This window comes from Shewanella sp. HL-SH2, from assembly GCF_051164935.1.
Classification (GTDB): domain Bacteria; phylum Pseudomonadota; class Gammaproteobacteria; order Enterobacterales; family Shewanellaceae; genus Shewanella; species Shewanella glacialimarina.
In genome coordinates, this window is the sequence record NZ_CP195035.1 from 1,116,334 (window position 1) to 1,142,618 (window position 26,285).

Genomic DNA, 26,285 nt, shown 5'->3' on the forward strand with positions numbered 1-26,285 from the left:
TGACGCTCCCTGTTTAATATTGCGTAATTGTGATTGCAGCACCATCTGCAATCTGTTCAATTGAGAAATTTGCACTTCCTAGTTGGTTTAACTGCACTCGATTATCGTTTCCTGTTTGGGTAACCGAAGCATTATTGTTTTCACCTGCTTGCAACAGCTCGACTTCATTATTCACACCATATTGGGCAATATAAGCCTGATTCCCTTCTCCTAGCTGCAAAATAGAAGCCTGGTTAAGTTCTCCTGCCTGTATAACACTGGCTTGGTTTAGCATGCCCTGTTGGATGATATTGATCATGTCGCCACGATCATTATTTTCTAACAGCGCTTGCAATGTGATAGGTAAATTTAGATCAAGTTGTTCTGATTTAATCTCTTGAGCATAAGCGGTTAATACAAAGCTTGGCAGCAGGAGGGCGATGCACAATGTTTTTGCCATTGAAATCTGCATGATCACACTCCTTTGCATTACGTGAAACATTTCGGCAATGACTCATTAGGTAGAGCCAAATTAACTCGACCAACTTACGGGGTTAACAATTGCCTCACAATTGGACTAAAGAGTATTAATTTGCGGATGTAAAATGCAGTTTATTATAAAATTAAATTTTTATTTTCATTTATTTACAGCGGTTTAGGTTGCGTTTTTCGTAAAACTCATTCTAATGGGTTAGGTTAAGTGACTTAGTAGTAAAGTGGTAATTATCTAAGTCATTCTTCCCAAAGCTATTACATTGTGGCAACAATCTGTAGGTAATAAAATTGCCGGATGAATATGTCCTTGATAAGTCAAAAGACACTCTTTTGATATATTCAGCAGTACCGGTTCTGGAATCAAAAAGGATGATATGAAACCAGTATATGTCGATTAAAATAACACCTGTTGCATTAGCCATAGCGTCTGCAATGGCAATGACTTCCGCAGTGCCAGTGATGGCTAAGCAAGCAGTGACTTACCAGCAAGATACCATCTTGGTGGTGTATAAAGACAATGTAACTAAATTTGAACGTTCGTCAGCGCAAAAGCTTGTTGGCGCAACCATTAAAGACATCAATGCAGACGGGGTGGATGATAAATTCAGTCACCTTTTGAATGGAAAGTTGGCTCGTTTAAGTCTAAGAAATGGTGCTAATGTTGAGCAAGCGATCAAAATGATCAGCAAACATCCGGCGGTTAAATATGCCGAGCCAAACTACATTGTCCGCGCAATAGGTGTTCCCGATGACCCAAGTTTTGTTGACCTTTGGGGCTTACATAATACCGGCCAATCCGGTGGATTAGCCGGTGCAGATATTGATGCCGTGTTAGCCTGGAATACGTCAACGGGTGACCGTAATGTGGTTGTTGGCGTAATTGATACTGGGGTGGATTATAATCATCCTGATTTGCAAGCGAATATGTGGGTAAACCCAGGTGAAATCGCTGGTAATGGTATCGATGATGATGGTAATGGTGTTATTGATGATATTCACGGCTATAACGCAAATGCCAATACTGGTGATCCAATGGATGGCAATGGCCACGGTACACATGTTTCGGGCACTATTGGCGCTAAAGGTAACAATGGTGTAGGTGTCGTTGGCGTTAACTGGGATGTTAGTATTATTGGTTGTCAGTTCTTAGATGCAAGTGGTTCAGGTACAACTGCAGCCGCAATTGCCTGTATTGATTACATGACAAATCTCAAGCTAAACCATGGTGTCGATGTTAAAGCGACAAACAATTCATGGGGCGGTGGTGGCTTTAGCCAAGCGCTTAAAGATTCTATAGATTCAGCAGGTGATGCAGGAATTTTGTTCTTAGCAGCAGCGGGTAATGACGCATACGATAATGATGTTACACCTAGTTATCCAGCAAGTTACGATTTAGATGCCATAATGGCCATTGCCAGTACTGATCGCAATGACAATATGTCAGGCTTTTCTCAATGGGGTTTAACCAGCGTTGATATGGGCGCTCCTGGTTCGGCTATCTTGTCCACAGTACCTGGTGGCAGTTATGATACTTATTCTGGTACATCAATGGCAACGCCCCATGTTACAGGTGCGGCGGCTTTGGTGTGGCCACTTAATCCAGATCTTAGCGCGGAAGAAATGAAAGAGTTACTGATGGCATCGGGTGATTCTAATGCGTCATTAACAGGACTAACAGTAGCTGGTACGCGTTTAAATGTGGCATCAGCCCTTGACCAAGCAAACCCAGCACCAGGTTATCGCTTTACTGCTTCACCCGCATCACAAGAAGTGGAAGCGGGCAGTGCAGTAAGTTATGATTTTAGTCTAGGCAGCGTAGCTGGTTGGAACGGCAATGTCGCATTGACGGTTGATGTATCACCAAGCTTAAATGGCGTGAGCTTATCAAGCGCATCAGTTGGTGCTGGTGATGACTTTACTGTTGATGTAGTAACTGAAGCAAATGCAGCCTGGGGTGATTACGTTATTACGGTAACAGGAGATGATGGTGCAACTGTTAAAACCAAATCAGTAGCACTAGCCGTTTATCCACAAGGGCTGAGTGATTTCCCTTATAGCAATAATTCTCCAGTGGATATTCCTGATAACAATGCCGGAGGTATTAGTAGCACAATTAATGTTGCTGATGATATTGCAGTTTTTGGATTAGCGGCAAATGTTGATATCTCTCATACTTGGATAGGCGATTTAATTGTTACTTTAACATCGCCCAACGGGACTGAAGCTGTTCTGCATAATCGTGATGGCGGCAGTGCTGATAATATTGTTAAATCATGGGATTTAAGTGCATTTAACGGTGAAATGGCCATGGGCGATTGGACATTATCTGTGTCTGATAATGTTGGCGCAGATACGGGGACACTGAATAGTTGGGGGCTCACCATTTCGGGTTTAGGTGACTCAGCTCCAGCTGCCCCTGTTGCAGGATTTGAATATGTGATTGATGGATTAAATGTCAGCTTTACTGACACGAGTTCAGATGCCAATAATGACATAACTACCTATTCCTGGGACTTTGGTGACGGTTCAATCTCAGCTGATGCAAATCCTGTGTACAGCTATGCCGCAGCAGGTGTTTACACAGTGAGCTTGACGGTAACTGATGCTGAAGGAAATACTAACGCCACCATGATGGATGTCGAAGTGTTTGCACACAGTATTGAAGCCTATGTTTCTCGGGTATTAGTCTCACGCCGTGGTAGTGCACTTGTTGACCTGAGTTGGGACGGGGCTGTTGGTGGAACTGTCGATGTGTATCGTGATGATGAGATGATTACTACCACAGATAACGATGGGCGTTACCGTGACCGTTTCAGTACAACGGCAAGCTCGGTAACATACAAAATCTGTCAAGCATCGAGCGCCTTGTGTTCAGATTCTTTTGTAGCACAGTTTTAAGTGATAAAAAATTGAGTTAACTTACTTAATGTAAAAGATAATTAGGGAGCATTTCTGCTCCCTTTTTTATTGCGAGTAATACAGTATATGAATTATAAAGCGCAATTTACCAGTTAATTATTTCTTCTGATACCATCTCACAGTACACTGGAAAAACAATTGTTAACTGGATGTATTCAATGAGTATTTGGTTTAGAGAAGTAACACTTGCAGATTGCGAGCGCTTAGATACAGGGATGAATGGCAAAGGTACACTGATGCAAACCCTAGGGATTAAAATTACCGAAATTGGTGATGACTATCTTAAGGCCACTATGCCCGCCGACCCTAGTGTACACAACCCACTTGGTATAGTGCATGGTGGTGCAAACATCGCGCTTGCTGAAACCGTTGCCAGTTATGCAGCAAACTTTGTTGTTGATTTCACCAAGTTCTATTGTGTTGGCCAGGAAATTAATGCAAACCATCTAAAAGCCTCTCGCAATGGCACATTAACTGCCACAGCAAAGCCAGTTCATATAGGCAAACGCAGTTCAGTGTGGGAAATTTTAATCCATAACAGTGCTAATGATTTATGTTGTATCTCACGGATGACAGCTGCGGTTGTTGAACGTTAGACCTCATCATATTGAGCTAAAATCTGTAGGTATGTTGAGATGAATTTTAGCATGGAAGATCCACAGACCCAGACTATACTCAATAAAACAGCGTGATAGGGGAATAAATATGGATACAGCAACAGTTTGGGAATGGGTGGGGTATCTTGCTTCGGTAGTGGTGGCGATATCCTTAATGATGGCGAATATAAAAAAACTTCGCTGGTGGAACTTAGTCGGCGCAGCGTTATTTGTTGCCTATGGTTTAGCGATTGATGCTATTCCAGTCGCGTTAGTGAATTTTTTCATTGTGTTAATTGATGCTTATTATTTAGTAAAATTGTATCGCGAGCCTGCAGCGGAACCATCTTCAGAATAACCTTGTTATTTTGCGACAACGCCGAAGCATGCTTCGGCTTTTTATTGCATTTTTAATCGGTTCTTACTTTCTTATATACTCTCCTGATTATCATAATCGATTGTTACTATCTATTTTAATCGTTTTTATTGTTTACCATTATTCTATATTATCGCTTTATACGATAACGACAGCCGAGGGAAACACAATGGCAACCGTTTACGACTTAATCGAACAGTGGTTACTTGAAAGTAATTAGGGGAATATAAATGAGCAATGTAAATTATTTAACCAGTCAAAATGGTGCACCAATAGCTGATGATCAAAACTCTCTTTCAGCAGGTGAAAGAGGGCCTCTTTTACTGCAAGATTGGCATTTGATTGAAAAGCTGGCGCACTTTAATCGCGAGCGTATTCCTGAGCGTATCGTACATGCTAAAGGTACAGGTGTTTATGGCGTTTTTACGCTGACTAAAGATTTAAGTGACTACACCATAGCAGATCATTTTAACGGTGTGGGTAAGCAAACAGAAACTTTTGTGCGCTTCTCTACCGTAGGTGGCGAAATGGGATCAGCAGATGCAGAACGTGATCCTCGCGGTTTTGGATTACGTTTTTATACCGCTCGCGGTAATCATGACATTGTGGGTAATAATACCCCGACATTCTTTTTACGTGATGGTATTAAGTTTCCAGATTTTATCCATACTCAAAAACGTCACCCACAAACTAACCTAAAAGATCCACAAGCCATGTGGGATTTTTGGGCGCAAAACCCAGAAGCTATGCATCAAGTCACCATATTAATGTCTGATCGAGGCATTCCTGCAAATTATCGTCAAATGCACGGCTATGGGTCACACACATTTTCACTTTGGAATGCCAAAGGTGAGCGCTTTTGGGTTAAGTTTCACTTCAAGTCTCAACAAGGCGTAGTTAATTTAACCAATGAGCAAGCAGATAAGCTAAAGGGAATTGATCCTGATTCTTCACAACGTGACATGGTTGCCGCACTCGCTGACAAAAACTTCCCCAAATGGGCGGTTAATGTGCAAATTATGCCAGAGGCTGAAGCCAATACTTATGCTATTAATCCGTTCGATTTAACCAAAGTATGGCCGCACTCTGATTATCCATTGATTGAAATAGGTGAACTTGAGCTGAACCGCATGCCAGAAAACTACTTTGCCGAAGTGGAACAAGTGGCGCTATCGCCAAGTAACTTAGTGCCTGGTGTCGGCGCATCGCCAGATAAGATGTTGCAAGCGCGCTTGTTTGCCTATGCCGATGCCCAACGTTATCGCATTGGGGCAAACTATAATCAGTTACCGGTTAACTGTCCGCATGCAGCTAAAGCCAACCATCATCAACGTGGTGGGGCAATGGCGGGAACTCAATGTCCATTTAATGGCAGCCAAACCGGTGGTGATGCGAGCGCTAACTATGGTCCGAATACCTCGACAACACCATTGCAGGAAGTGACTAATTTTGCTGAGCCACCACTGCGTTTAGACGGAGAAGCAGCGCGATATAGTCGTTACAACCAAGATGATTTTAGTCAGGCGGGTAATTTGTATCGCATGTTCTCAGCGGATGAAAAGCAGCGCTTAATTAACACCATTAGCGGATCGCTTATTCAAGCAAGCCTAGATGTGCAGCAAAAAATGGTCGCACATTTTAGCCAAGCAGATGATAATTATGGCCAGCGCATTGCAAAGGCATTAGGCTTATAGCAAACCCGTTAAGTTAGTGCTGATGGCATTTATATTGGTACATAAAAAGGACTGAAATTATTCAGTCCTTTTTAGCGTGTGCGGTTTGTTATTCATGCAACTAGGTTGTGCAAAGCTTGCACCCTTAGAAAATAAATTCATTATTGCTATTAAAGTTAAGGATAACCCATGAATCTTCGCGCAGTCGCTACAATTCTGTTCAGTGTTTTGTTATTACTAAGTGGTTACAGCTATAGCAATACCTCCTTGTTACAAGGCGATAATCTTTCTAAAGATGCAAGCATTAAAACAGTACCAAAACCACAAGATATCAATATCTTAATCCAAGCCGCTATAAATGATTCATTACAGCCATTCAGTGGCAGCGTCATGTTACTCGAAAATGGCATACCAGTTTTCGAACTGCAAAAAGGTGAGGGCATTCATCAAGCGTCAAGCTTCGTTATGGCATCACTCTCTAAACAAATCACCGCAACTTTGGTATTGCAAGCGGTTGATGCTGGCAAGCTCGACTTAAATCACTCACTTAATCGTTATCTTTTTGACCATGTAACACTGGATAAAAGTAAGCTCCAACATGGCATTGAGACGAATTCCGATAAAAGTGCATCTTCATTTCTTTCCAACCAATATGATGAAAGAATTACCATACACCATCTGCTTAGCCACACATCGGGAGTGGATGAACTCGGCAAGCCCAATCGATTTGAGCCAGGGAGCAAATTTGAATACTCCAACTTTGGTTATGCGCTTTTAGGTCAACTGCTCGAAAAGGTAAATCAACAATCATTTGCTATGCAGATTGCTCAATTTTCACAGGTTAACAAGCTCAACGGACTTTATGCGCAAGTAGGCAGTATTGAAACCATTCGACAAAACCTGGCTTCGCTGGCTATAGGCTTGAATGAATCGGATGTTATTGCGCCTGCAAATCTGGTTATTGACGCATCATTACTTCCCGCTGGAGGATTGATTGCATCTGCAGCTGCGTTTGCCGAATTTCAGCATCAATTACACTCAGGAAAGCTTATCAGCCCTAAAAGCTATGATCTTATGACACGCTCTCATACCCGTATTAAATTTTTATGGCCGAATATGAGTTATGGCTATGGGCTTAGAATCAATACAGAAGATGGCATCACAGAATACAGCCATACAGGCTACTTACCTGGATATATGTCTATGTCACTTCATTACCCTGAGTTTAATCTTGATCTGGTCATGTTAGAAAACCTATCCTTAAATCTAAATGATCTTAGCCGCGTTTTTGAACTTCACACCCAGATACGCCAAGCCATTCGGAGCAATTTACAGCTCACCAAAAAGTCACATCCAATATTGTCTGAGTGAATTTAGCTATCTAATATGTTCTGCAGCCGTATCCATGCCGTTCTTATGTCACTTTGGTTGCATTCCAACAAGCCTCTTAACGGAGTTTTAGTGTTAAACATTGCTACCCCTAAACCGATTGTTTGGGTATTAAATTGGTTTAAATTTATGTGCTTAGATTCTTTAGAGCGCTGTTGCTTTGAAGACGGCCGATACTATAGATGACTAATATTACCAATTGGTAGTGCCAAAATTTCCATTTTATGGTGAGTGTGATTAGTGTGATTGTTGCAATTGGCATTTAGCGAGCAGAACGAGGAAGAAAGCAGTACTGGATATACCACCAACTTTGTAGGATAAATATTAAATACTCAACTATGCTTTAGTGACTATTGCTAATAATGGTAATTGATTTCAGGCGCTATACTTTAAGCAGAATAAGGATATTTAGCGTTTTACCCGCACCGAGGTGATATGCAGCTTTTATTATTTTTTCATTTGGTCAAAGGATTGCTAGCACGATTATTGTTGGTATTGTCAGTCGTTTGTTTATTAAGCTTATTTTCGACCCCAACAGTATTGGCTAAGCAAACAAAATCACAATCATCTACGGTATTAAAATTTTGTATAGAAGATACTGAATTTCCACCTTTTAATTATTTTATTCGAGAAAATGGTAAACCTACTGCTGTAAGTGATGGTTATGACATTGAATTATTAGCTTTAGTTTTTTCCTCAACAGCTTTTGAATATGAAATTCAGGTACGTCCTTGGGTGCGATGTTTGCATTCTTTGCGTAATGGTTCGATTGATGCAGCCATGAGTGCATCGCTCAATGCCAAACGAGAAATCGATTTTCGTGCCTCCGAAGCCTATTATTATCTCACGCCAAGCTACTTTTACCTTAAAAGTAGCTTTATCTCAGAACCTATCATTGAAAAATTGGAAGACCTGTCGAAGTACGGTCAGGTATGTGGAATAAAGGGCTTTAATTATGTACAGTTTGGCTGGCCGCCACACTTAGGCCTAATAGAGACTCCCTACATGAGCCATTTGTCAGACATGCTCAAGAAAAATCGCTGTAAATTCTTTCTTGACCGTAAGGAGTCATTTTATGGCACCTTAGCCCTGAAACAACATGACCTTATTCCGCCAGACTTGGTGTCTAGGCCAACACCCAACAATGTAAAAGAAAGTTTTCATATGCTGGTATCAAGAAAGTCATTACATCAAGACATGATCCTTAGCCTTTTTAATGCCTCAGTGCGTAAAATGGAAAGCAGTGGCGAATTGGCTAAATTACTCAACAAGCATCAACAAAAGATCGGTGCTAATCGGTATACCGAGGAATAATCTCAATCATGGTTTTTTTTACATTAATGGTCGGATGATTTTAATTAGTTGGGCTGTTAATCAAGAAAAAACTCTCTAATAGCGGCTTCTTCCTCCATAGCATCCTGATAGCCTTTGCTAATCAGTTCGCTACAAAATCCGGGTTCAAACAGCAAGTAACTGGCAAAACTAGCGCCGCCTCCCTTACCCGTCGCGCCTGTGGTTTTCATCAAGGATCGCATGGCAAATGGCATGGTGTGCACGTGCTTAGCGGCGACTTTATCGAATTCCATTCTAGGGTTTAGCGCTAACAAATTAACTGCCCGAACTTCACCTTGCTCAGTGTAGGCAACTTGATTTTGAGTGATTCGAATCAGATCGTTCATCCTTAGCATGATATCCACATCATGCTCTAAGCTATCGACAAAGGCGCTATTAAATAAGTGCCCTACCATTTGTGCAAGCGAAGGCGAATGGGTGGTGGTTTCACGTTTGGGAATGACTCCCGCGTTACCACTAACCCCTATGACCAAGATTTTATCTGCACCAAATTTAAGTACAGGACTCAGTGGCGCTAGTTGTCTTAAGGCACCATCGCCAAAATATTCTCGGCTAACCTTCTCAGCGGGAAATATTGTAGGAATGGCAGATGAAGCCATAAGATGTTGAACTGCTAATCGTGTTGGCACCCCCACTCTGCGGCCTTTGCGCCAGCCTTTGATGTCTGATTTACCTTGGAAAAAACTGACCGACTCTCCTGATGTGTATCCTGTGGCGTTAATAGCGACAGCATCCAAATAACCGGCATCAATACGTTTTTGTATATTTTTAAATTGTATTGTGTGCGCGAGTAAGGCCCTTAAGGGGTCATTATTTAAAAAAGCCAACGGACGATTCATGCCAATGCCTTGATTTAGCATGGACGATAATAGGGTGCCGCCACTTTTGAGCAGATCCCATGCCCCCGCTTTATAAACCCGATCTACTGTTATGTGCTGCCAAAAATATTCAACCTTTTTTACCGCAAGACGAAAATTGTTAGCTGAAGCCGCCAGACCTACGGCATTAATTGCACCCGATGACGTCCCGCTAATAATTGAGAAAGGGTTGTGCGCATTTTTGTTGTGTAAATCAGCTATCGCCTTAAGTACACCGACCTGATAAGCACCTCTAGCACCGCCACCGGATAACACTAAGGCTCGTTTGGTCATAGTAAGATCTCTTTTGAGTTATTATCTTCATGAAATGGTTATTACATGTGCTTATTAATAGTCATGTCCCATATGACCTAGATTCACCTAGTTATCCGTTCTAGTACCTTGTAAGCATAGAACAAGTTACAGGTTATATAAGATTGTTTGCATAATTTTAACAATAAAATATGCTGATTAAATCGGCGCCTTATCATGTATTTTGTCTTATTGATTTAAAGCACGTTGTTGGCATTGAGGTCGCTGGTTTTTTAGCTGGCAGCTTGCTGCTGATAGATTAAGTGGTTAAATGTGTTTTGGACTTGGTTCTGGGGAAATGATTTAACTTACTCAGACAAATATCATCAAGAGGAGAGTGGTATTCGCTAGATGGTGTAGAATAGAGCACCTGAATAGGCTGTGAGTGGTTATTTATCACCCTTTGCGTGCTGCGCAGCTTTAAATTATTTACTGTAAACGAGATTTCAATGTCGAACGTCAATACCCTCGAACTTAATGGCTTTGTGCAACAATGTACCAGTGCTTTAGCTGATAATACGCTGCAACGTTTAGTGTTTTCAAAATACTGTGGCGACAATAAAGAACTTAAGCGTATTGCTATGCGTCCAGTGGAGCTAAAAGGCCTACGGTTGCTGTCTTGTTTATATGAATACCGTACCAATCACATTACTAAAAATGTTGAACTGGCTGAGGTTGAAACTTTGTGTCAACAATGGCTCGAAAGCGAATTTCAAAATGCACATTTGATCACCCAAGAGTGGGAGGTTCAACTGAGTATCAGCAAGAAAGGCAAGGTATTGATCAATAAATACCGCAATAAAAATGTGCCTAAAGCTGGTGAGGTCGATGCCGCAATTAATAGTGAAGCCGCGCCGCATAACCGTGCTAAAAAACGTTTTGTTGAACAAGACCGTCCTTATTTGCGCGAGTTAGGTATTACTGATGCCAGTGGCGAAATTATTCCTGCTATGTCGCGTAAGTGGAAGCAAATTAATAAATTTATTGAAGTGTTGTCACGTGCTATTGATAACACAGGTCTAGCCAACAATAGTGAAGTGCACATTGCCGATTTTGGTTCAGGTAAGGCGTATTTAACCTTTGCTGTGCACGACTATTTTATCGACAAACTACAGGTGAGCACTCAAGTTACCGGTGTAGAACTTCGTCAAGGGCTGGTTGATTTATGCAATCAAACCGCGACTAAGCTAGCGTTAACTGGGATTAAGTTTGAGCAGGGCGATGTGCAACACTTTAAAGCCCAGGGGATTAACATCATGATAGCCTTACATGCCTGTGATGTTGCCACTGATTATGCTTTGCATATGGGGATTCAAACTGGCGCGGAAATTATTATGTGCTCGCCGTGTTGTCACAAACAAATCCGCCCACAAATGAAAAGTCCGACTTTGCTAGCACCGTTATTACAGCATGGTATTCATTTAGGCCAAGAAGCTGAAATGGTCACCGATGGCCTGCGCGCATTACTGCTTGAAGCCCACGGTTATGATACTCAAGTATTTGAGTTTATTTCACTTGAACACACCAGCAAAAATAAAATGATTTTGGCTCAAAAACGCACCCAAGCTCGCGATAACAGCGCTATATTGCAACAAATTGCCGACATTAAAGCTTTTTATGGCATTGAAGAGCAATGCTTAGAAACCTTGCTAGGTTAGACTAAAACGATATTATTTAAGCGGCTTAGATTTAAACTGAATGTGTTTAAGTTGTTTTAAATTTAAGTATTGGACCTAGCTCTCGAAAGTTAAGTTTTAGCATGTGAGGTACTGCATCAAGGTGAGTTGCAGTTTACCGTAGCTTTTAAGTTGCCAAAGATTTTCTATACAGGCTAAAGATGAGTGAGCTTGATTTGGTAATTGTGGCGTGCAGTTTGGTATTGCTGTTAAATCGATAATTAGACTGTTAATAAGTGCCGTTAACGGTTGAGTATCTTGCTTTAATTGCTCACTGCACACTTTATGTTGCAGCATAGCGTGGCTAATCAGCATTATGCAGCGTAATAGTTGCTCAAAGGTACTCAGGTAAAGATCAGCTCTCGTCGAGGTGTCGGTTAATTGCTGGTTGTGTAGTTCATCTAGGGGATTACTTTCGCTATCAATCAGGTTAGCCATGTACTCCAAAGCGCTTTCTAGTTGCAGCCAATGGGTGAGTCCCATTTTGAGTAATGGTTTAAGTACTTCTGGGGATATATGGGCTGAGCTTTTCAGGTTATCTAGTTCAGTGGGCCAGTTAGTATTGAGCTTAATAGGGACTCGTCCTGATAATAAATAGCCTGTTAATGCCTTACTTTTCTGGCCTAATCTGAGTGGAATATACTCAACCATAATTAAGCCTAATAAGATTAAATCTGCACTGTTACCCTTTATCAATTCAAATTCCAGTTCACTTATTACTCCGTTATTTTTAGGGGTAATGACTTGTCCACTATCTAGCGCGACCTCAATCGTGCTTTGGTTGATGGCTACTACCCAAGTTTTTCGTGTAAAATTTGTGTCAAAAATAGCCATGAGCGCAGAGTTTAGCTCAGCGATTGCGGCGCCTTCTGGCCAAATATGTTCGGGAAATAAAAAAAGATTGGGTGTTTTTTCAGCGGTCGACACATTATATTCAGGGCGACTATGAAGGCCGTTAATAACACTCCCTGCCGTTTTAAGGGTTTGCTCTTGATGGTTTTTTGAGCCGCGGACACGCAAGCCCATATCCCATTGTGCTAATTGTAATGTGCTAGTATCGAAATAATGATTAAATAAAAAGTCACTTTTACAGTAAGATGTATTAGGCAGTTTATTAAGGTTTTTTATTAATGAATCATGGTCTTGGGGAGACACCAACAGTTTCAACTCAATTTCAGCATTCATTGACTTATTACTCACCTTGTAATCAAATATTCATTAATGCGTCATATTTAGTTCACAATGTCACATTTCTGTAATAAAAATCCCTTAGGATTGCACCGCTCAGATAAATTATACTCTGTGCTGCAAGTGTAAATCACAGTAGTGCGAAATTGAAACTACACTGTTTCTTTATGTGGACGCTTGAGTTAGTATGCGCCCGCTTTTCCAAGTTGGAATTAATTAAATAGGTAAACGGCAATGCCAGTAAACTCTATTTTAGGTGTATTTGCAAAATCACCTTTAAAGCCTTTAGAACAGCATATCGATAAAGTTCATGAATGTGCTGCCCTTCTTGTTCCTTTCTTTGACGCCACAATGGCAGGAGGTTGGGATGAAGCGGTTAAAATTCGCAAACAAATTAGCTTGCTTGAAAAAGAGGCTGATTCGTTGAAGCGAGAAATCCGCTTAACTCTGCCTGGTGGCTTATTTATGCCGGTTGAGCGCACTGACTTACTTGAGTTGTTAACTCAGCAAGACAAAATCGCCAACACAGCAAAAGACATTTCCGGCCGTGTCATCGGACGTCAATTAGTCCTCCCTAAACCAGTACAAGAGTCGTTCAATGCTTACCTTAAGCGTTGCCTTGATGCTGTTGCGTTAGCAAAACAAGCAATTAATGAACTTGATGACTTACTCGAAACAGGTTTTCGTGGTCGTGAAGTGAAGTTGGTTGCCAATATGATCAACGAATTGGATAAAATTGAAGAAGATTCAGATGATCTTCAAATCCAGGTTCGTCGTCAACTGTATGCTGTTGAGTCAGAATTGAATCCAGTTGATGTAATGTTCTTATACAAAATTATCGAGTGGGTGGGTGGTTTAGCTGACATTGCTGAACGTGTAGGCTCCCGTCTAGAGGTTATGTTAGCTCGTAACTAATCACAAGGTTATCAAGGAAAAGACATGGTTGATGTATTAATCACCAACGGCCCGACGCTAATCGCGCTTGCGGCCACATTTGGTTTTCTGATGGCGTGGGGTATTGGTGCAAATGATGTTGCCAATGCAATGGGAACTTCTGTAGGTTCTAATGCCATTACGATTAAACAAGCGATTATTATCGCAATGATTTTTGAATTTGCTGGTGCTTTTTTGGCAGGTGGAGAAGTCACCAGTACAATTCGAAACGGTATTATTGATGCTGCTTACTTTACCGAACAGCCTGAGTATCTCGTTTACGGTATGATTGGTTCACTACTTGCGGCGGGTATTTGGTTAGTTGTTGCATCAGCTTTAGGCTGGCCTGTATCGACCACTCACTCAATTATCGGTGCTATTATTGGTTTTGCTGCTGTAGGTGTTAATGTTGATGCAGTTGCTTGGGGTAAGGTAGTTGGAATCGTAGGCTCTTGGGTAGTTACTCCTGCTATTTCAGGTTTCATTGCTTATACCATCTTCCAAAGTGTGCAAAAACTGATTTTTGATACAGAAGATCCATTGGGTAATGCCAAACGTTATGTGCCGTTTTATATGGCATTGGCTGGCTTTGTGATGTCACTTGTGACTATCACTAAAGGCTTAAAACATGTTGGTTTACATTTCTCTACTTTAGAAGCTTACTTACTCGCTGCTGCTATAGCAGTTGTTGTGGGTCTTTTAGGTAAAGTTGCCATTTCTCGTTTAAAAATGAGCGAGAAAGCGGACCGCCAAACACAATTTGGTAACGTTGAAAAAGTGTTCGCAATTTTGATGGTTGTTACAGCATGTTGCATGGCATTTGCCCATGGTTCAAACGATGTAGCTAATGCTATTGGCCCATTAGCGGCTGTGGTGTCAGTTGTTGAAAGTGGCGGTGTTATTGGTTCTCAAGCTGTTTTAGCATGGTGGATCCTTCCGCTAGGTGCTGTCGGTATTGTGTTAGGTTTAGCGATATTTGGCCAACGCGTAATGCAAACTATCGGTAAAAACATTACTCATTTAACACCGAGTCGTGGTTTTGCTGCTGAGTTAGCTGCAGCTTCAACGGTTGTACTTGCTTCAGGAACAGGTTTACCTATTTCTACAACACAAACCTTAGTGGGTGCTGTGTTAGGTGTGGGAATGGCGCGTGGTATTGCTGCAATCAATATCGGTGTGGTTCGTAACATCGTAATATCTTGGGTAGTGACTTTACCAGCCGGTGCAGGCCTATCTATCGTGTTCTTCTACATAATTAAAAGTATCTTTAGTTAATAATAGAAGTTAATCTCGACTTAAGAAGGAAGTCATATGACTTCCTTCTTGCATTAATGGGATTAAGTAAATAGCATTAATGGGATTACATAAATAACATGATTGCTATTTGATAGCGTTAGGGAAAAGGCTGTGTTGAAAGTCATTAATTTTTTTGCTTTGTTATTGTTGTCGTTGAGCGTTAATGCTCAAACGTCTTCACATTATATTTCAGATGATGTGTTTACCTATATTCACGGTGGACCCGGCACTGATTTTCGTATTATTGGTAGTGTAGAAGCGGGTCAGCCTATTCAGTTTTTAGGTAAGACAGAGGGTGAGTATTCTCAAATTATCGATAATAAAGGCCGTGAGGGCTGGGTTCGTAGTGCGTTTGTTACCGAACAACCTAGTTTAAGAGAGCGTTTTCCGCTGGTTGAGCAAGAGCTTATTAAGGTTAATGAGCAACTTAATCAAATCTCATTGGGAACCGATAATGTTAGTCAAGACTTCGAGTTAGCCAAGCAAAAAGTGACAGAGCTTCAAGTTGCCTTAGAAAAAGCCTTAGCTGAACGAGATACCGCCCAAGCTAAAGTAGATACGACTAAACAAGATCAACAATATCAGATGTGGCAACAAGGTGGCATTATTGCTGGTATTGGTGCGCTAATTGGGATCATTTTAGTGTATTTACCCCGTCCTCAGCTGCGTAAAAAGAGTCGGTGGATGTAATTAGTCGACAATATATCAAATTTCAAACAGAAAGGCTAACATATCATGTGTTAGCCTTTTTTGTTTTTTAGCACTGTAAGGTACTGATAATTATAAGTAGATTTTGTTCCTGACATTATCATTAAGTTAGCTAATATTAAACAGGTAAACCTTCTGCTACATTTTATGTGCACCGAAGCGAGTTTATGGACTAATAGAGAGTGTTCTTGATCACATTTTGATTGTATACTCGCCCGAATCGTACATTGTATACAAAATAAAATGCTGTAATGTACGTCACACCCATTGGTTTTTACCCTCCTTCAACTGACCATGATGGAAGCGATTATGATGTTCAAAGCGAGTGAAGTACTGGGCGGTCGCTATGACAACGCCACTCTCGAAGAATTGTTTAAAGCAGTTACTGACAATTACATTGTTGATGAAGAACAGTATCTAGCAGAGTTAATTACGCTGGTGCCCTCATCCGATGAAGAAATTCAGCAGGTGACTCGTCGAGCACATGAATTGGTGACTAAAGTTCGCCAATTTGAAAAGAAAGGCTTGATGGTTGGTGTTGATGCTTTTTTACAGCAATATAGCTTAGAAACCCAAGAAGGCATTATTTTAATGTGTCTTGCCGAGGCCTTATTACGCATTCCAGATGCTGACACAGCCGATGCATTGATCGATGATAAGTTATCAGGTGCTAAGTGGGATGCACATATCAGTAAAAGTAGCTCTGTACTGGTTAATGCCTCTACTTGGGGATTAATGCTGACGGGTAAAATCGTTAAGTTAGATCGTAAAATAGATGGTACTCCAAGCCATTTGATTAATCGTCTAGTTAACCGTTTAGGTGAGCCTGTGATCCGCCAAGCTATGCTTGCTGCGATGAAGATTATGGGTAAACAGTTTGTGCTTGGTCGCAATGTTAAAGAAGCATTAAAGAATAGCGAAGACAAACGTGAAATGGGCTATACCCACAGTTATGACATGTTGGGTGAAGCTGCGTTAACCGCTAAAGATGCACAAAAATATTTTACCGATTACAGTCATGCTATTCGCGATCTCGGTGCGCAGGCATACGATGAAACTGACGCGCCAAGACCGACTATTTCAATCAAACTTTCAGCGTTGCACCCGCGTTATGAAGTGGCCAATATCGACCGCGTATTGACTGAATTATATGACACCGTTATTAAGTTAATAGTCCAAGCTCGCCAGCTAAATATTGGTATTTCAATTGATGCTGAAGAAGTTGATCGTTTAGAGTTATCTTTAGCTTTATTCAAAAAGCTGTATCAATCACAAGAAGCAAAGGGCTGGGGCTTACTCGGTATTGTTGTTCAGGCTTATTCTAAGCGTTGTTTACCGGTGTTATGTTGGATTAACCGCCTTGCTAAAGATCAAGGTGATGAAATTCCGTTGCGCCTGGTTAAAGGCGCCTATTGGGACAGCGAGCTTAAATGGGCTCAACAAGCGGGTGAGGCGGGTTATCCGCTGTATACGCGTAAAGCGGGTACCGATGTATCATATCTAGCCTGTGCACGTTTTTTATTATCCGAATCAACTCGCGGTAACATTTACCCACAGTTTGCTACCCATAATGCACAAACGGTCGCTAGCATAGATGCTATGGCGGGTGATCGCCTATACGAGTTCCAACGTTTACACGGTATGGGACAAGAGCTTTATGACACTATGCTTGCTGAAAGCGGTGCCAAAGCTGTGCGTATTTATGCACCAATTGGTGCCCACAGAGATTTACTACCCTACTTAGTGCGCCGCTTATTAGAGAACGGTGCCAATACATCGTTTGTACATAAGTTGGTTGACCCGAAAACCCCAATCGAGTCTTTAGTGGTACACCCTTTGGTGACACTAAAAGGCTATAAGAGCTTTACCAATCATAAGATTGTTAAACCGGCGGATATCTTCGGCGTTGAGCGTAAAAATTCTAAAGGATTAAATATGAATATTATTTCAGAGTCTGAGCCATTTTTTGCGGCAATCGAGAAATATGCTCAAACACAATGGCAAGCAGGCCCATTAGTTAATGGCAAAACCTTAACCGGTGAAATGCGAGACGTAGTTAGCCCATTTGATACCACTAAAATGGTCGGTAAAGTGGCTTTTGCTGATAGCCAAGCGATTGAAACTGCTATTGCATCAGCTGAGAGTGCTTTTGCTCGCTGGTCACGTACTCCAGTTGAAATCCGTGCCACTGCATTGCAAAAACTGGCTGACTTATTAGAAGAAAATCGTGAAGAGTTAATTGCACTTTGTACCCGTGAAGCGGGTAAGAGTATCCAAGACGGCATTGATGAAGTCCGTGAAGCAGTTGACTTTTGTCGCTATTACGCGGTGCAAGCGAAGAAAATGATGGCTAAGCCAGAATTGCTTCCTGGCCCAACAGGTGAGTTGAATGAGTTGTTTTTACAAGGCCGCGGTATATTTGTGTGTATCAGCCCTTGGAACTTCCCATTAGCGATATTCTTAGGTCAAGCAAGTGCGGCATTAGCTGCGGGTAATACCGTTATTGCTAAACCTGCTGAGCAAACTTGCCTAGTGGGTTATCGCGCGGTTCAGTTAGCGCATGAAGCGGGTATTCCTACCGACGTGTTGCAATTCCTACCAGGTACTGGCGCGACAGTAGGGGCTGTATTAACCGCTGACGAGCGTATTGGTGGTGTATGTTTTACTGGTTCTACCGGTACGGCTAAGCTAATTAACCGTACTTTAGCAAACCGTGATGGTGCAATTATTCCGTTAATTGCCGAAACCGGTGGCCAAAATGCGATGGTGGTGGATTCAACTTCACAACCTGAGCAAGTGGTTAATGATATTGTGTCTGCCTCTTTCACCAGTGCCGGTCAGCGTTGTTCAGCATTACGAGTACTATATGTACAACATGATGTTGCCGATCGCGTAATTGAAGTGATGAAAGGCGCAATGGAGCAATTAACCATTGGCAACCCAAGTTCTGTGAAAACAGATGTGGGCCCGGTAATTGATGCGGCGGCTAAAGCGAACTTAAATGCCCATATTGATCATATTAAGCAAGTGGGTAAATTAATTAACCAACTAGCGTTACCTGCCGGGACTGAAAATGGTCACTTTGTTGCCCCGACAGCGGTAGAGATTGATTCGATTAAAGTGTTAGACAAAGAGCATTTTGGCCCAATCCTGCATGTTATCCGTTTCAAAGCGGCTGATTTAGGTAAGGTTATCGATGAAATTAATAGTACGGGTTATGGATTAACCTTAGGTATTCATAGCCGTAACGAAGGTCATGCTTTAAATCTTGCTGATAAAGTGAATGTGGGTAATGTGTACATTAACCGCAACCAAATTGGCGCAGTAGTCGGTGTACAACCATTTGGTGGTCAAGGTTTATCTGGCACGGGTCCTAAAGCGGGCGGCCCACACTATTTAACCCGTTTTGTTACCGAGAAAACCCGCACCAATAATATTACCGCTATTGGTGGTAATGCGACATTGTTATCGTTAGGTGACTCTGACGAATAAGTGTTAATCGCTTAGTGTTAGTTAAAATAATGCCCGCAATTGCGTAACACCATTCAGTTAAGAGTTTCTTCTCTTAACTGGATAGCGGGTTTTGTTAATTCGAACGGTCCTACTTTTGGGCCGTTTTCGTTTTTTGGGCAAGATAAATTGCTTAACGTTTTCCCTCATTGCTTTGAGCTTTTTAGGGATTGTTCCTGGCGAAGCAATTGCGCACCACATCAACTCATCCTGTATATAGCGCATCGCCATTACAAAGCTAATCCGTAATGGTGACACTTCTGCCTCTTTAGCGATTTGGCTTATTTCAACTCGGATCAAGTTGTACGCTATCAGTAATCCCCAAATCTCCTGATAAATGCCTTCAACTGTCTGACTTCTTAATAAAATACTCTCATCAAGTTGATATTGCTTGATTTCTCCATAGCCATTTTCTATCTCCCAGCGTTCGAAATAGACATCTAATATATCTTGAGAGGAGTATTGGCTTCTATTGGTTAATGAACTCAGCACACCTGTAATATGATTGCCCTGGGATTTTTCTTGATAGGTCACTAGTCTTGCATGCCACTTTTCAGGTAGCTCTGGGTTCTTTTTTCTCGCTTGTGGTGATACTGGCATCTCAACTAGATAATCGTTGTCAGCGTATTGCTCGATGACTTCAAAGCGTGTATTACTTTTGAGTGGTGTAAGCCAATGACTATTCTGGTTGGCTCCCCACCAACTTGTCATAAGATCTGCACTAAAGTAACAACTATCAAAAATAGTGAGAGAATTAGCTGGAACGGATCCAATTAGCTCTCGAGCATAACTAATTTCCCCTTTACTACACGGACCAAATTTTACATTTCTTATCATACGACTTCGTAATGACATGAGTGCGCATAAGCGGGCTACTGGGTATACGGACTGCTTCCTATGCTGATTACTGATATAGCCAAAATGCTCTGAATTCTCGGTATTTTCTGCACATCGAAATGTCGTTCCATCAACAGAAAATAACTGAAGACCATGCCATGTATCTTGGCTGTCTTCCCTATGACACCAGTGTTTAGAAGTGATATCAAAAAGGGCTTTAAGGGGAGCGGCTGTCAGTCGCTGTCTGGCTTGCGGGATAGCACTTGGTGCAACGGTTTCTCCCAACTTATCAACTAACGTTAAGTCGAGCTTGGAGACGACTTCAGCGATGGAACGATTTCGGTAGAGGCCAATTCCAACGATGAGCCAAACGACTAATTCTGCTGGAAGTTTTCTGCGCCTAATACTTGCTTTGTTGGTTAGCTCCAAAGCTTGTTCAATCCATTCCAACGGCAATTCTTTTTGAAAGATAGATAGTTCTTCGGGGGCGACAAGTAATTCAGTATCAATAAGCCAGTTAGACAACATAAAAAATGACTCCGTTCAAAAGAAGGAGCCATTTTCGTAGGATCATTTTTGCTGTCAACCGATCAGTTTCTTAACTGATCGGTGTTACGCAATTGCGGGCATTATTGTTTATCCCGTTTTATCAACGCAGTTGAGACAGACTCTATTGCAGAGTCGGTATGATAGCGGGTTGGTATTTTTGTTATATGATTGGCTAGATTAGTGGTGTTTTGTTTAATGATTGAGCTATTTTTGTAAAAAACCGACTGGAAGGAAAGAAGTCTAGACGTCTATGTTGCAATTTGAAATAACTTCTCTTATTCTTGGCGCAGATGATTAGGATGTGTAGGATGTAATCCTAGTATTCACTCAGATGAATATTGCTTTTCCGTCACAAGCCTAAAAATATAGAAAAAGAGAGATGACTTTGACTAAACCCACCACAAGTAACAGTTCGCCAACGGCATCCTTTATTGCTTTGTTGCCTTTATTTGTTTTTCTCGGACTATTTATTGGCGCTGGAGTGTACTTTCAAAGCCAAGATGTTGATTATGCTTTTTATCAACTGCCGAGTGTGATTGCTATTTTACCTGCCATAATGTTGGCATTGCTGCTGTCTAAACAAAAAATCAACAACGCGATTGAAACCTTCATTGAGGGCATTGGCCATAGCAATATTATCGCCATGTGTTTAATTTATTTACTGGCGGGTGCATTTGCTTCTGTTGCGAAGGCAACCGGTGGTGTTGATGCTACGGTTGCTTTAGGTTTATCGCTGATTCCTGCTGACTTATTATTACCCGGTTTCTTTATGATAGCGGCATTTATTGCTACTGCTATGGGCACGTCAATGGGCACTATAGCGGCAGTGGCGCCTGTCGCTTTGGGTGTGGCAGACCAAGCACAAATTGAATACGCATTAATGGCGGGTGCGGTAATGTCTGGGGCATTGTTTGGTGATAATTTATCCATTATTTCGGATACGACTATCGCTGCGACTCGCACTCAGGGATGTGATATGAAAGATAAGTTTCGCGAAAATTTAGTCTTTGCTATTCCAGCCTCAATTTTAACGCTTGTTGCTTTTTCATTTGCAGGCCAAGGGCAGGCTACTATTGCCCCACAACAAATTGAATTTATAAAAGTATTACCGTATTTAACCATATTGATTTTGGCCGTTTCAGGGTTGAATGTATTTGTGGTGCTAACCTTAGGTATTTTACTGGCTGGCCTGACAGGGATATTAGCTGCAGATTACAATGTCATCCAATTTGGCAATGATATTTATACTGGCTTTACCAATATGCAAGAAATCTTCATTCTTTCTATGTTGGTAGGAGGTTTAGCGGCACTGATGCAACAGCAGGGTGGCTTGGCCTTTGTGAATGATAAGGTCGAAGGGCTAATTAGCCGTTTTTCTAAGTCTGCGGGCGATACGTCACCACGCGCAGCTGAATTAGGCATAGCGAGTATTGTTGCGGCAACAAATACCTGCGTGGCAAATAATACGGTTTCCATTGTGGTGACTGGCGATATCGCTAAAGACTTAGCAGAAAAACACGGCGTTAGCCCTAAGCGAGCTGCCAGTGTAATGGATATTTTTGCCTGTATTATTCAGGGGTTGATCCCCCATGGGGCTCAAGCATTATTAATAGCATCAGTGTTTACTATTAGCCCATTAACGGCGGTATCGAATGTCTGGTATTGTATGATTTTGGCGGTTGTTGCAGTCATTATTGTGATATTTCGAAAGCGTGCATAATCTATCAATATTGATTTAAATATACCATCTGCTGACTGTATTAGCATTAGTACCAGTAAGCCCTAAACCGTGTTTAGGGCTTTTACTTTTTTAAAGATACAGGTAAGCTCGATTGTCTTATTTCTCATACCTGATCGCCTTGAATAAACAGCATACAAATTACGACTTACATCTAGTGATTGTCTTTATGTCATTAGCTGCGGCAATTATTGCCAGTATTGGCGTCTCGTCTGCATTATTTGCACAAGTACAACAAATGCAAACCAGCATCTTTACTATTCGTCCTGATATTTTAGGGGATTATATGAATTCTCCTTTAGCTGTGGTGTTTAACCTGTCTTTGCTTGCTGCTGGTGTATGTTTCTTGTTAGGCACTTTGGCTATTTATTTTACTTTTTCGGATGTCTTAAGCCGAGGAATTGCCGTTGTAGGGGGTATTGTTGGCTTGAGTATTGCGCTGATGGGGATGTTTCCAATTAACTTCTTAGAGTTACATCGTAAAGTTTCAACCTTGTACTTAGTTGGTTCGCTAGTCTTGCATTGCTTATGTTTCGCTGATTACTTTAAACCCAAAAGTACCATGACTCGAGTGGTGTTTGGATTATCGATAGTGGCAATAGTCACGTCCGTTAACTTAATTCGTTTATTAGATTGGCATTTACTTGATTTCCCTTCCTGCGATGATAATGGCAGTCATTTCTGTTGGGTGTCGTCTAGTATGTGGTTGTTAACTCAAACGAATATTTTATGGTGTGTATGCCTTGGGTTAAGCATACGCCAACACATAGTTGTACAACAGTCATTATCACGTCACTTTGTGTCAGCATAAACCAGTATGGCTCAATATCGTTTAGCCCATTACCTTGCCCTTTGCGGCATCGCCTCAAGGCGTCAATGTTCAAGAATCATTGAGGCTAGTCGAGTCACTATTAATGGCTGTCTAGCCATACATTCAACGGTTATTGATACTGACTTTATTGATGATATTCGTGTCGACGGTGTAAAAGTACTTAAGCCTGAAGATAAAGTCTATTGGTTATATCATAAGCCTGTAGGAGTCGATTGTCGTTTAATTGAAAGCGACCCTAGTAGTTTGCGGCATCATTTACCTGAAGGGCCAAGATTGTATCCTGCAGGGCGATTAGACAAAGATTCCCGAGGACTATTATTACTCACCAATGACGGTCAATTAACCCAGCGATTAATGCATCCTGATTTTCATCATTCAAAAACCTATCATGTCAGTGTTGATAAACCTTTTGATGAGCTGTTTTTGGCGACAATGGCTGCGGGCGTGACCTATCATCAAGCCAGTCAAAACGTCACGACTCGAGCGTGCCTGGTAAAGTCTTTGGCTTCGGTACAATTCGAAATATTATTGACCCAGGGATTAAACCGACAGATCCGTAAAATGTGTCAAACACTAGGCTATCGGGTGATTGATTTAAAGCGAGTCGCGATAGGGGAGGTAGAATTAGGTGATTTGCCAGAAACAAAACGGCGACCGTTAACGGCCGCCGAATTAAGCATGTTAATGCAACCAATAGGCGTTACTTAACGATTTCCATTTCTGCTAATAGATTATCGGCGTGATCAACATGCTCCATAATCCATAACATGTAGCGGCTATCAACCTGGATTGAACGGTTTTTATTGGCATCGTAGCCCCAATCACCAATAATACTTTCATACACACCATCAAATAGTAAACCGACTAATTCAGCGCGGCCATTTAGTGTTGGTGAGCCAGAGTTACCGCCAGTCGTATCTAAGGTTGATAAAAAGTTAACTGGAACAGAATCAATGGCTTTGACATAGTAATCACCATATTGTTTTTGTTTGATTAACTCGAGCTGCTTAGCGGGCGCATCAAATGGGTCCATGCCTGTATCTTTAGCTAAGATGCCTTCTAAGCGTGTAAATGGTACTGCCACCAAACCATCTTGTGGTGAATAGCCTTTCACATTACCTACGGAAACTCGTAAGCTTGAGTTGGCGTCAGCATAAACGGGTTTACCAAGCTCACGATTATAAGCAATGATAGCGTCCATAAACTGTGGACGTACTTTCATTAGGTCACCCGATAATTGCTTCTGTGCCTGCTCTAGCTTCATGCTTTCATCATAGGTACTGACGGCAAACTGAATGAAGGGGTCGTTAGACTTTTTAAAATCTGCAACCGACTTATCCATCCATGCTAAACGGGTAGCTTGATCAGCTAATTTTGTTTTAGCAAACATCTTATCTACGGTTTTATTCAGCTTCTTAGCGTCGAACTTGTTGCCAATATTGAAGGCTTTATCAAATGCTGGTAAGCGCTGTTCTACTGGTAGGTTGGCGTAACGCGTTAACATTTCTATTAACAATGCCTTGTCGACACTAGCTGCATAGCGACGATCAATACGTTCCATACTTGAGGTGAAATTGGCTATATCACGCTCTTGATAACCTGGTTCACGCTCCATGTCAGGTAGTGTTTTTTCGTTAGCTAAACGATATAAATCACGCGCTGTTGTCAGCATGGTTGTGTAGGTAATGTAGCCTAATAAGGTATCACGCTGCTGGTTTTGTTGGCTTTTAGTGACTAATTTATCTAATTCAACTAAGGTTTTACCATATTTTTCCTGGCGCGCCGAGTCAGTATTAATCCATGATGCTAGGTCGCTTTCTACCTTTTTGCGATCATCTAACATAGGCATTTTGCCGTAGAACTCAATCATGGAGGCAAAGTTTTTAGCATAGTTTGCTAGTCCAGCAATTAAGCTTTCATACTTAATGCGATCATCTGTGCCTTCTGCTGCAGTGTCTTTGATGATTTCAATCATGCGTTCACGCAGAATCTTACCTTCTGGATAAGCCCATTCGAATTGATTTTCAACCTCGTTTGCAGTGCGGTAACGATTAGTGCTACCCGGATAGCCTGCGACCATCACAAAGTCGCCATCACTAACGCCTTTAGCTGACACTTTTAAGAAACTTTTTGGCTCATACGGGACGTTGTCTGCATGGAAGTCCGCAGGCTTGCCATCTTTGCCTACATAAGCGCGATAAAATGAGAAGTCACCAGTATGACGAGGCCACATCCAGTTATCGATATCGCCACCATATTTACCGACACTACCAGCTGGGTTATAGGTTAAACGAACATCACGTATTTCGAGTTGTTTAACAAGGTAATATTCTAAGCCACCATGGAAGCTATATACCTGGCAGTGATAGCCATCTTCTTTTTCACATTCAGCCACTAAGGCCTTTTCTTGTTGTTCGATACCGGTGTAAAAGTCGTTGCCTACTTTATCCATTTGGCCTTTTTTAACTTTATCGGTTACATCGGTTACCGCTTCGGTAACATAAACGCGCGACCCTGGTGTTGCCGGTAACTCTTCTTTATATGTTTTGGCTAAGAAGCCATCTTTTAATAGATTTTTTTCTGGGGTTGAGTTGTACTGAATTGCACCATAAGCACAGTGATGGTTAGTAACAACTAAGCCTTTTGGTGACACAAAGGATGCAGTACAACCTCCTAAACTAATGACCGCATTCATAGGGAATTCAGTGAGTTTAGAAATTGATTTCGCATCTATTTCTAAGCCTTTTTCTTTGAGCATGTCAGCCATGGCGGGTAACTGGTGTGGCTGCCACATGCCTTCATCGGCTTGGGCAGTAAAACTGGCAGCAATCGCCGCCGTAAGTAACCATGTTTTCATTGTTATAAGTCCATTTTGATAAAGTAATCACATGCTCAAGTGGTTTGGCAGTATGTGAAATAAACCGAATATACATTAGTGTATTTATTATTTTAGATATTTAGCGTGATGTTTAAACGACTATATTGACCCACAAAAAAGTCAGGCCTAGGCCTGACTTTAACAAAACTTGTAACAGGTTAACAGCGTCAGAAAAAACCAGTTACAAACTA

The 26,285-nt window shown here is 41.5% G+C and carries 19 protein-coding genes; 14 read left to right on the forward strand and 5 right to left on the reverse strand.

The genetic code is table 11. The features are described 5' to 3' along the window. Positions 1–13 precede the first annotated feature (13 nt). The gene (locus ACRWP9_RS04915) at positions 14–451 is read right to left on the reverse strand and encodes a curlin (protein ID WP_434928172.1); all 438 of its coding nucleotides are present in this window, start codon (positions 449–451) and stop codon (positions 14–16) included. 410 nt (positions 452–861) lie between these two features. Here ACRWP9_RS04915 and ACRWP9_RS04920 point away from each other — a divergent pair, with 410 nt between their 5' ends. The 6 genes from ACRWP9_RS04920 to ACRWP9_RS04945 all read left to right on the forward strand — a co-directional run bounded on the left by ACRWP9_RS04920 (position 862) and on the right by ACRWP9_RS04945 (position 8,741). After that, the gene (locus ACRWP9_RS04920) at positions 862–3,372 is read left to right on the forward strand and encodes a S8 family serine peptidase (RefSeq protein WP_434928173.1); all 2,511 of its coding nucleotides are present in this window, start codon (positions 862–864) and stop codon (positions 3,370–3,372) included. A gap of 179 nt (positions 3,373–3,551) precedes the next feature. Next, a complete protein-coding gene (locus ACRWP9_RS04925) occupies positions 3,552–3,989 on the forward strand; it encodes a PaaI family thioesterase (protein WP_434928174.1) in 438 nt (145 codons plus the stop codon). 109 nt (positions 3,990–4,098) lie between these two features. Next, positions 4,099–4,347 carry a YgjV family protein gene (locus ACRWP9_RS04930; RefSeq protein WP_226411347.1) on the forward strand — a complete coding sequence of 83 codons (249 nt, stop codon included), beginning with the start codon at positions 4,099–4,101 and terminating at the stop codon, positions 4,345–4,347. 248 nt (positions 4,348–4,595) lie between these two features. Next, complete coding sequence (katB, locus tag ACRWP9_RS04935; protein ID WP_434928176.1) at positions 4,596–6,059, forward strand: catalase KatB; 1,464 nt, start codon at positions 4,596–4,598, stop codon at positions 6,057–6,059. Positions 6,060–6,227: 168 nt separating this feature from the next. Continuing rightward, the gene (locus ACRWP9_RS04940) at positions 6,228–7,409 is read left to right on the forward strand and encodes a serine hydrolase domain-containing protein (protein ID WP_434928177.1); all 1,182 of its coding nucleotides are present in this window, start codon (positions 6,228–6,230) and stop codon (positions 7,407–7,409) included. A gap of 453 nt (positions 7,410–7,862) precedes the next feature. Beyond that, the gene (locus tag ACRWP9_RS04945) at positions 7,863–8,741 is read left to right on the forward strand and encodes a substrate-binding periplasmic protein (protein ID WP_434928178.1); all 879 of its coding nucleotides are present in this window, start codon (positions 7,863–7,865) and stop codon (positions 8,739–8,741) included. A 56-nt stretch (positions 8,742–8,797) separates the two neighbouring features. On the opposite strand, the gene ACRWP9_RS04950 is transcribed toward ACRWP9_RS04945, so the two are convergent. Then, a complete protein-coding gene (locus ACRWP9_RS04950) occupies positions 8,798–9,931 on the reverse strand; it encodes a patatin-like phospholipase family protein (RefSeq protein ID WP_434928179.1) in 1,134 nt (377 codons plus the stop codon). A 467-nt stretch (positions 9,932–10,398) separates the two neighbouring features. Between ACRWP9_RS04950 and ACRWP9_RS04955 the strand changes: the two genes are divergently transcribed. Continuing rightward, positions 10,399–11,607, forward strand: coding sequence for a class I SAM-dependent methyltransferase (locus ACRWP9_RS04955; protein WP_434928181.1), 1,209 nt, complete (start codon positions 10,399–10,401; stop codon positions 11,605–11,607). Positions 11,608–11,703: 96 nt separating this feature from the next. Here the strand turns inward: ACRWP9_RS04955 and ACRWP9_RS04960 are convergent, their stop codons facing one another. After that, positions 11,704–12,810: an inorganic triphosphatase gene (locus tag ACRWP9_RS04960; protein WP_434928182.1), complete on the reverse strand. Its 1,107-nt coding sequence runs from the start codon at positions 12,808–12,810 to the stop codon at positions 11,704–11,706. Between the two features lie 237 nt (positions 12,811–13,047). Between ACRWP9_RS04960 and ACRWP9_RS04965 the strand changes: the two genes are divergently transcribed. From ACRWP9_RS04965 to putA, 4 genes are all read left to right on the forward strand, one after another. Continuing rightward, entirely contained in the window at positions 13,048–13,728 is a 681-nt protein-coding gene (locus ACRWP9_RS04965) for a TIGR00153 family protein (protein ID WP_434928183.1), read from the forward strand. A gap of 24 nt (positions 13,729–13,752) precedes the next feature. Further along, complete coding sequence (locus tag ACRWP9_RS04970; protein ID WP_226411331.1) at positions 13,753–15,021, forward strand: inorganic phosphate transporter; 1,269 nt, start codon at positions 13,753–13,755, stop codon at positions 15,019–15,021. A 132-nt stretch (positions 15,022–15,153) separates the two neighbouring features. Beyond that, positions 15,154–15,732, forward strand: coding sequence for a TIGR04211 family SH3 domain-containing protein (locus tag ACRWP9_RS04975; protein ID WP_434928185.1), 579 nt, complete (start codon positions 15,154–15,156; stop codon positions 15,730–15,732). A gap of 315 nt (positions 15,733–16,047) precedes the next feature. Continuing rightward, on the forward strand, positions 16,048–19,242 hold the full coding sequence (gene putA / locus ACRWP9_RS04980; protein ID WP_434928931.1) for a bifunctional proline dehydrogenase/L-glutamate gamma-semialdehyde dehydrogenase PutA: 3,195 nt from the start codon (positions 16,048–16,050) through the stop codon (positions 19,240–19,242). 57 nt (positions 19,243–19,299) lie between these two features. Here putA and ACRWP9_RS04985 read toward each other — a convergent pair whose 3' ends face one another. Continuing rightward, positions 19,300–20,625: an IS4 family transposase gene (locus ACRWP9_RS04985; protein ID WP_434928186.1), complete on the reverse strand. Its 1,326-nt coding sequence runs from the start codon at positions 20,623–20,625 to the stop codon at positions 19,300–19,302. Positions 20,626–21,025: 400 nt separating this feature from the next. On the opposite strand from ACRWP9_RS04985, the gene ACRWP9_RS04990 reads away from it, so the two are divergent. The 3 genes from ACRWP9_RS04990 (at position 21,026) to ACRWP9_RS05000 (ending at position 23,924) form a co-directional block, all read left to right on the forward strand. Further along, positions 21,026–22,366 carry a Na+/H+ antiporter NhaC family protein gene (locus ACRWP9_RS04990; protein WP_434928188.1) on the forward strand — a complete coding sequence of 447 codons (1,341 nt, stop codon included), beginning with the start codon at positions 21,026–21,028 and terminating at the stop codon, positions 22,364–22,366. A 187-nt stretch (positions 22,367–22,553) separates the two neighbouring features. Beyond that, positions 22,554–23,195, forward strand: coding sequence for a hypothetical protein (locus tag ACRWP9_RS04995; RefSeq protein WP_434928189.1), 642 nt, complete (start codon positions 22,554–22,556; stop codon positions 23,193–23,195). A gap of 6 nt (positions 23,196–23,201) precedes the next feature. Beyond that, complete coding sequence (locus tag ACRWP9_RS05000) at positions 23,202–23,924, forward strand: RNA pseudouridine synthase (RefSeq protein WP_434928191.1); 723 nt, start codon at positions 23,202–23,204, stop codon at positions 23,922–23,924. Here ACRWP9_RS05000 and ACRWP9_RS05005 read toward each other — a convergent pair. Beyond that, a complete protein-coding gene (locus ACRWP9_RS05005; protein WP_434928193.1) occupies positions 23,917–26,073 on the reverse strand; it encodes a S46 family peptidase in 2,157 nt (718 codons plus the stop codon). The genes ACRWP9_RS05000 and ACRWP9_RS05005 overlap by 8 nt on opposite strands. Positions 26,074–26,285 lie beyond the last annotated feature (212 nt).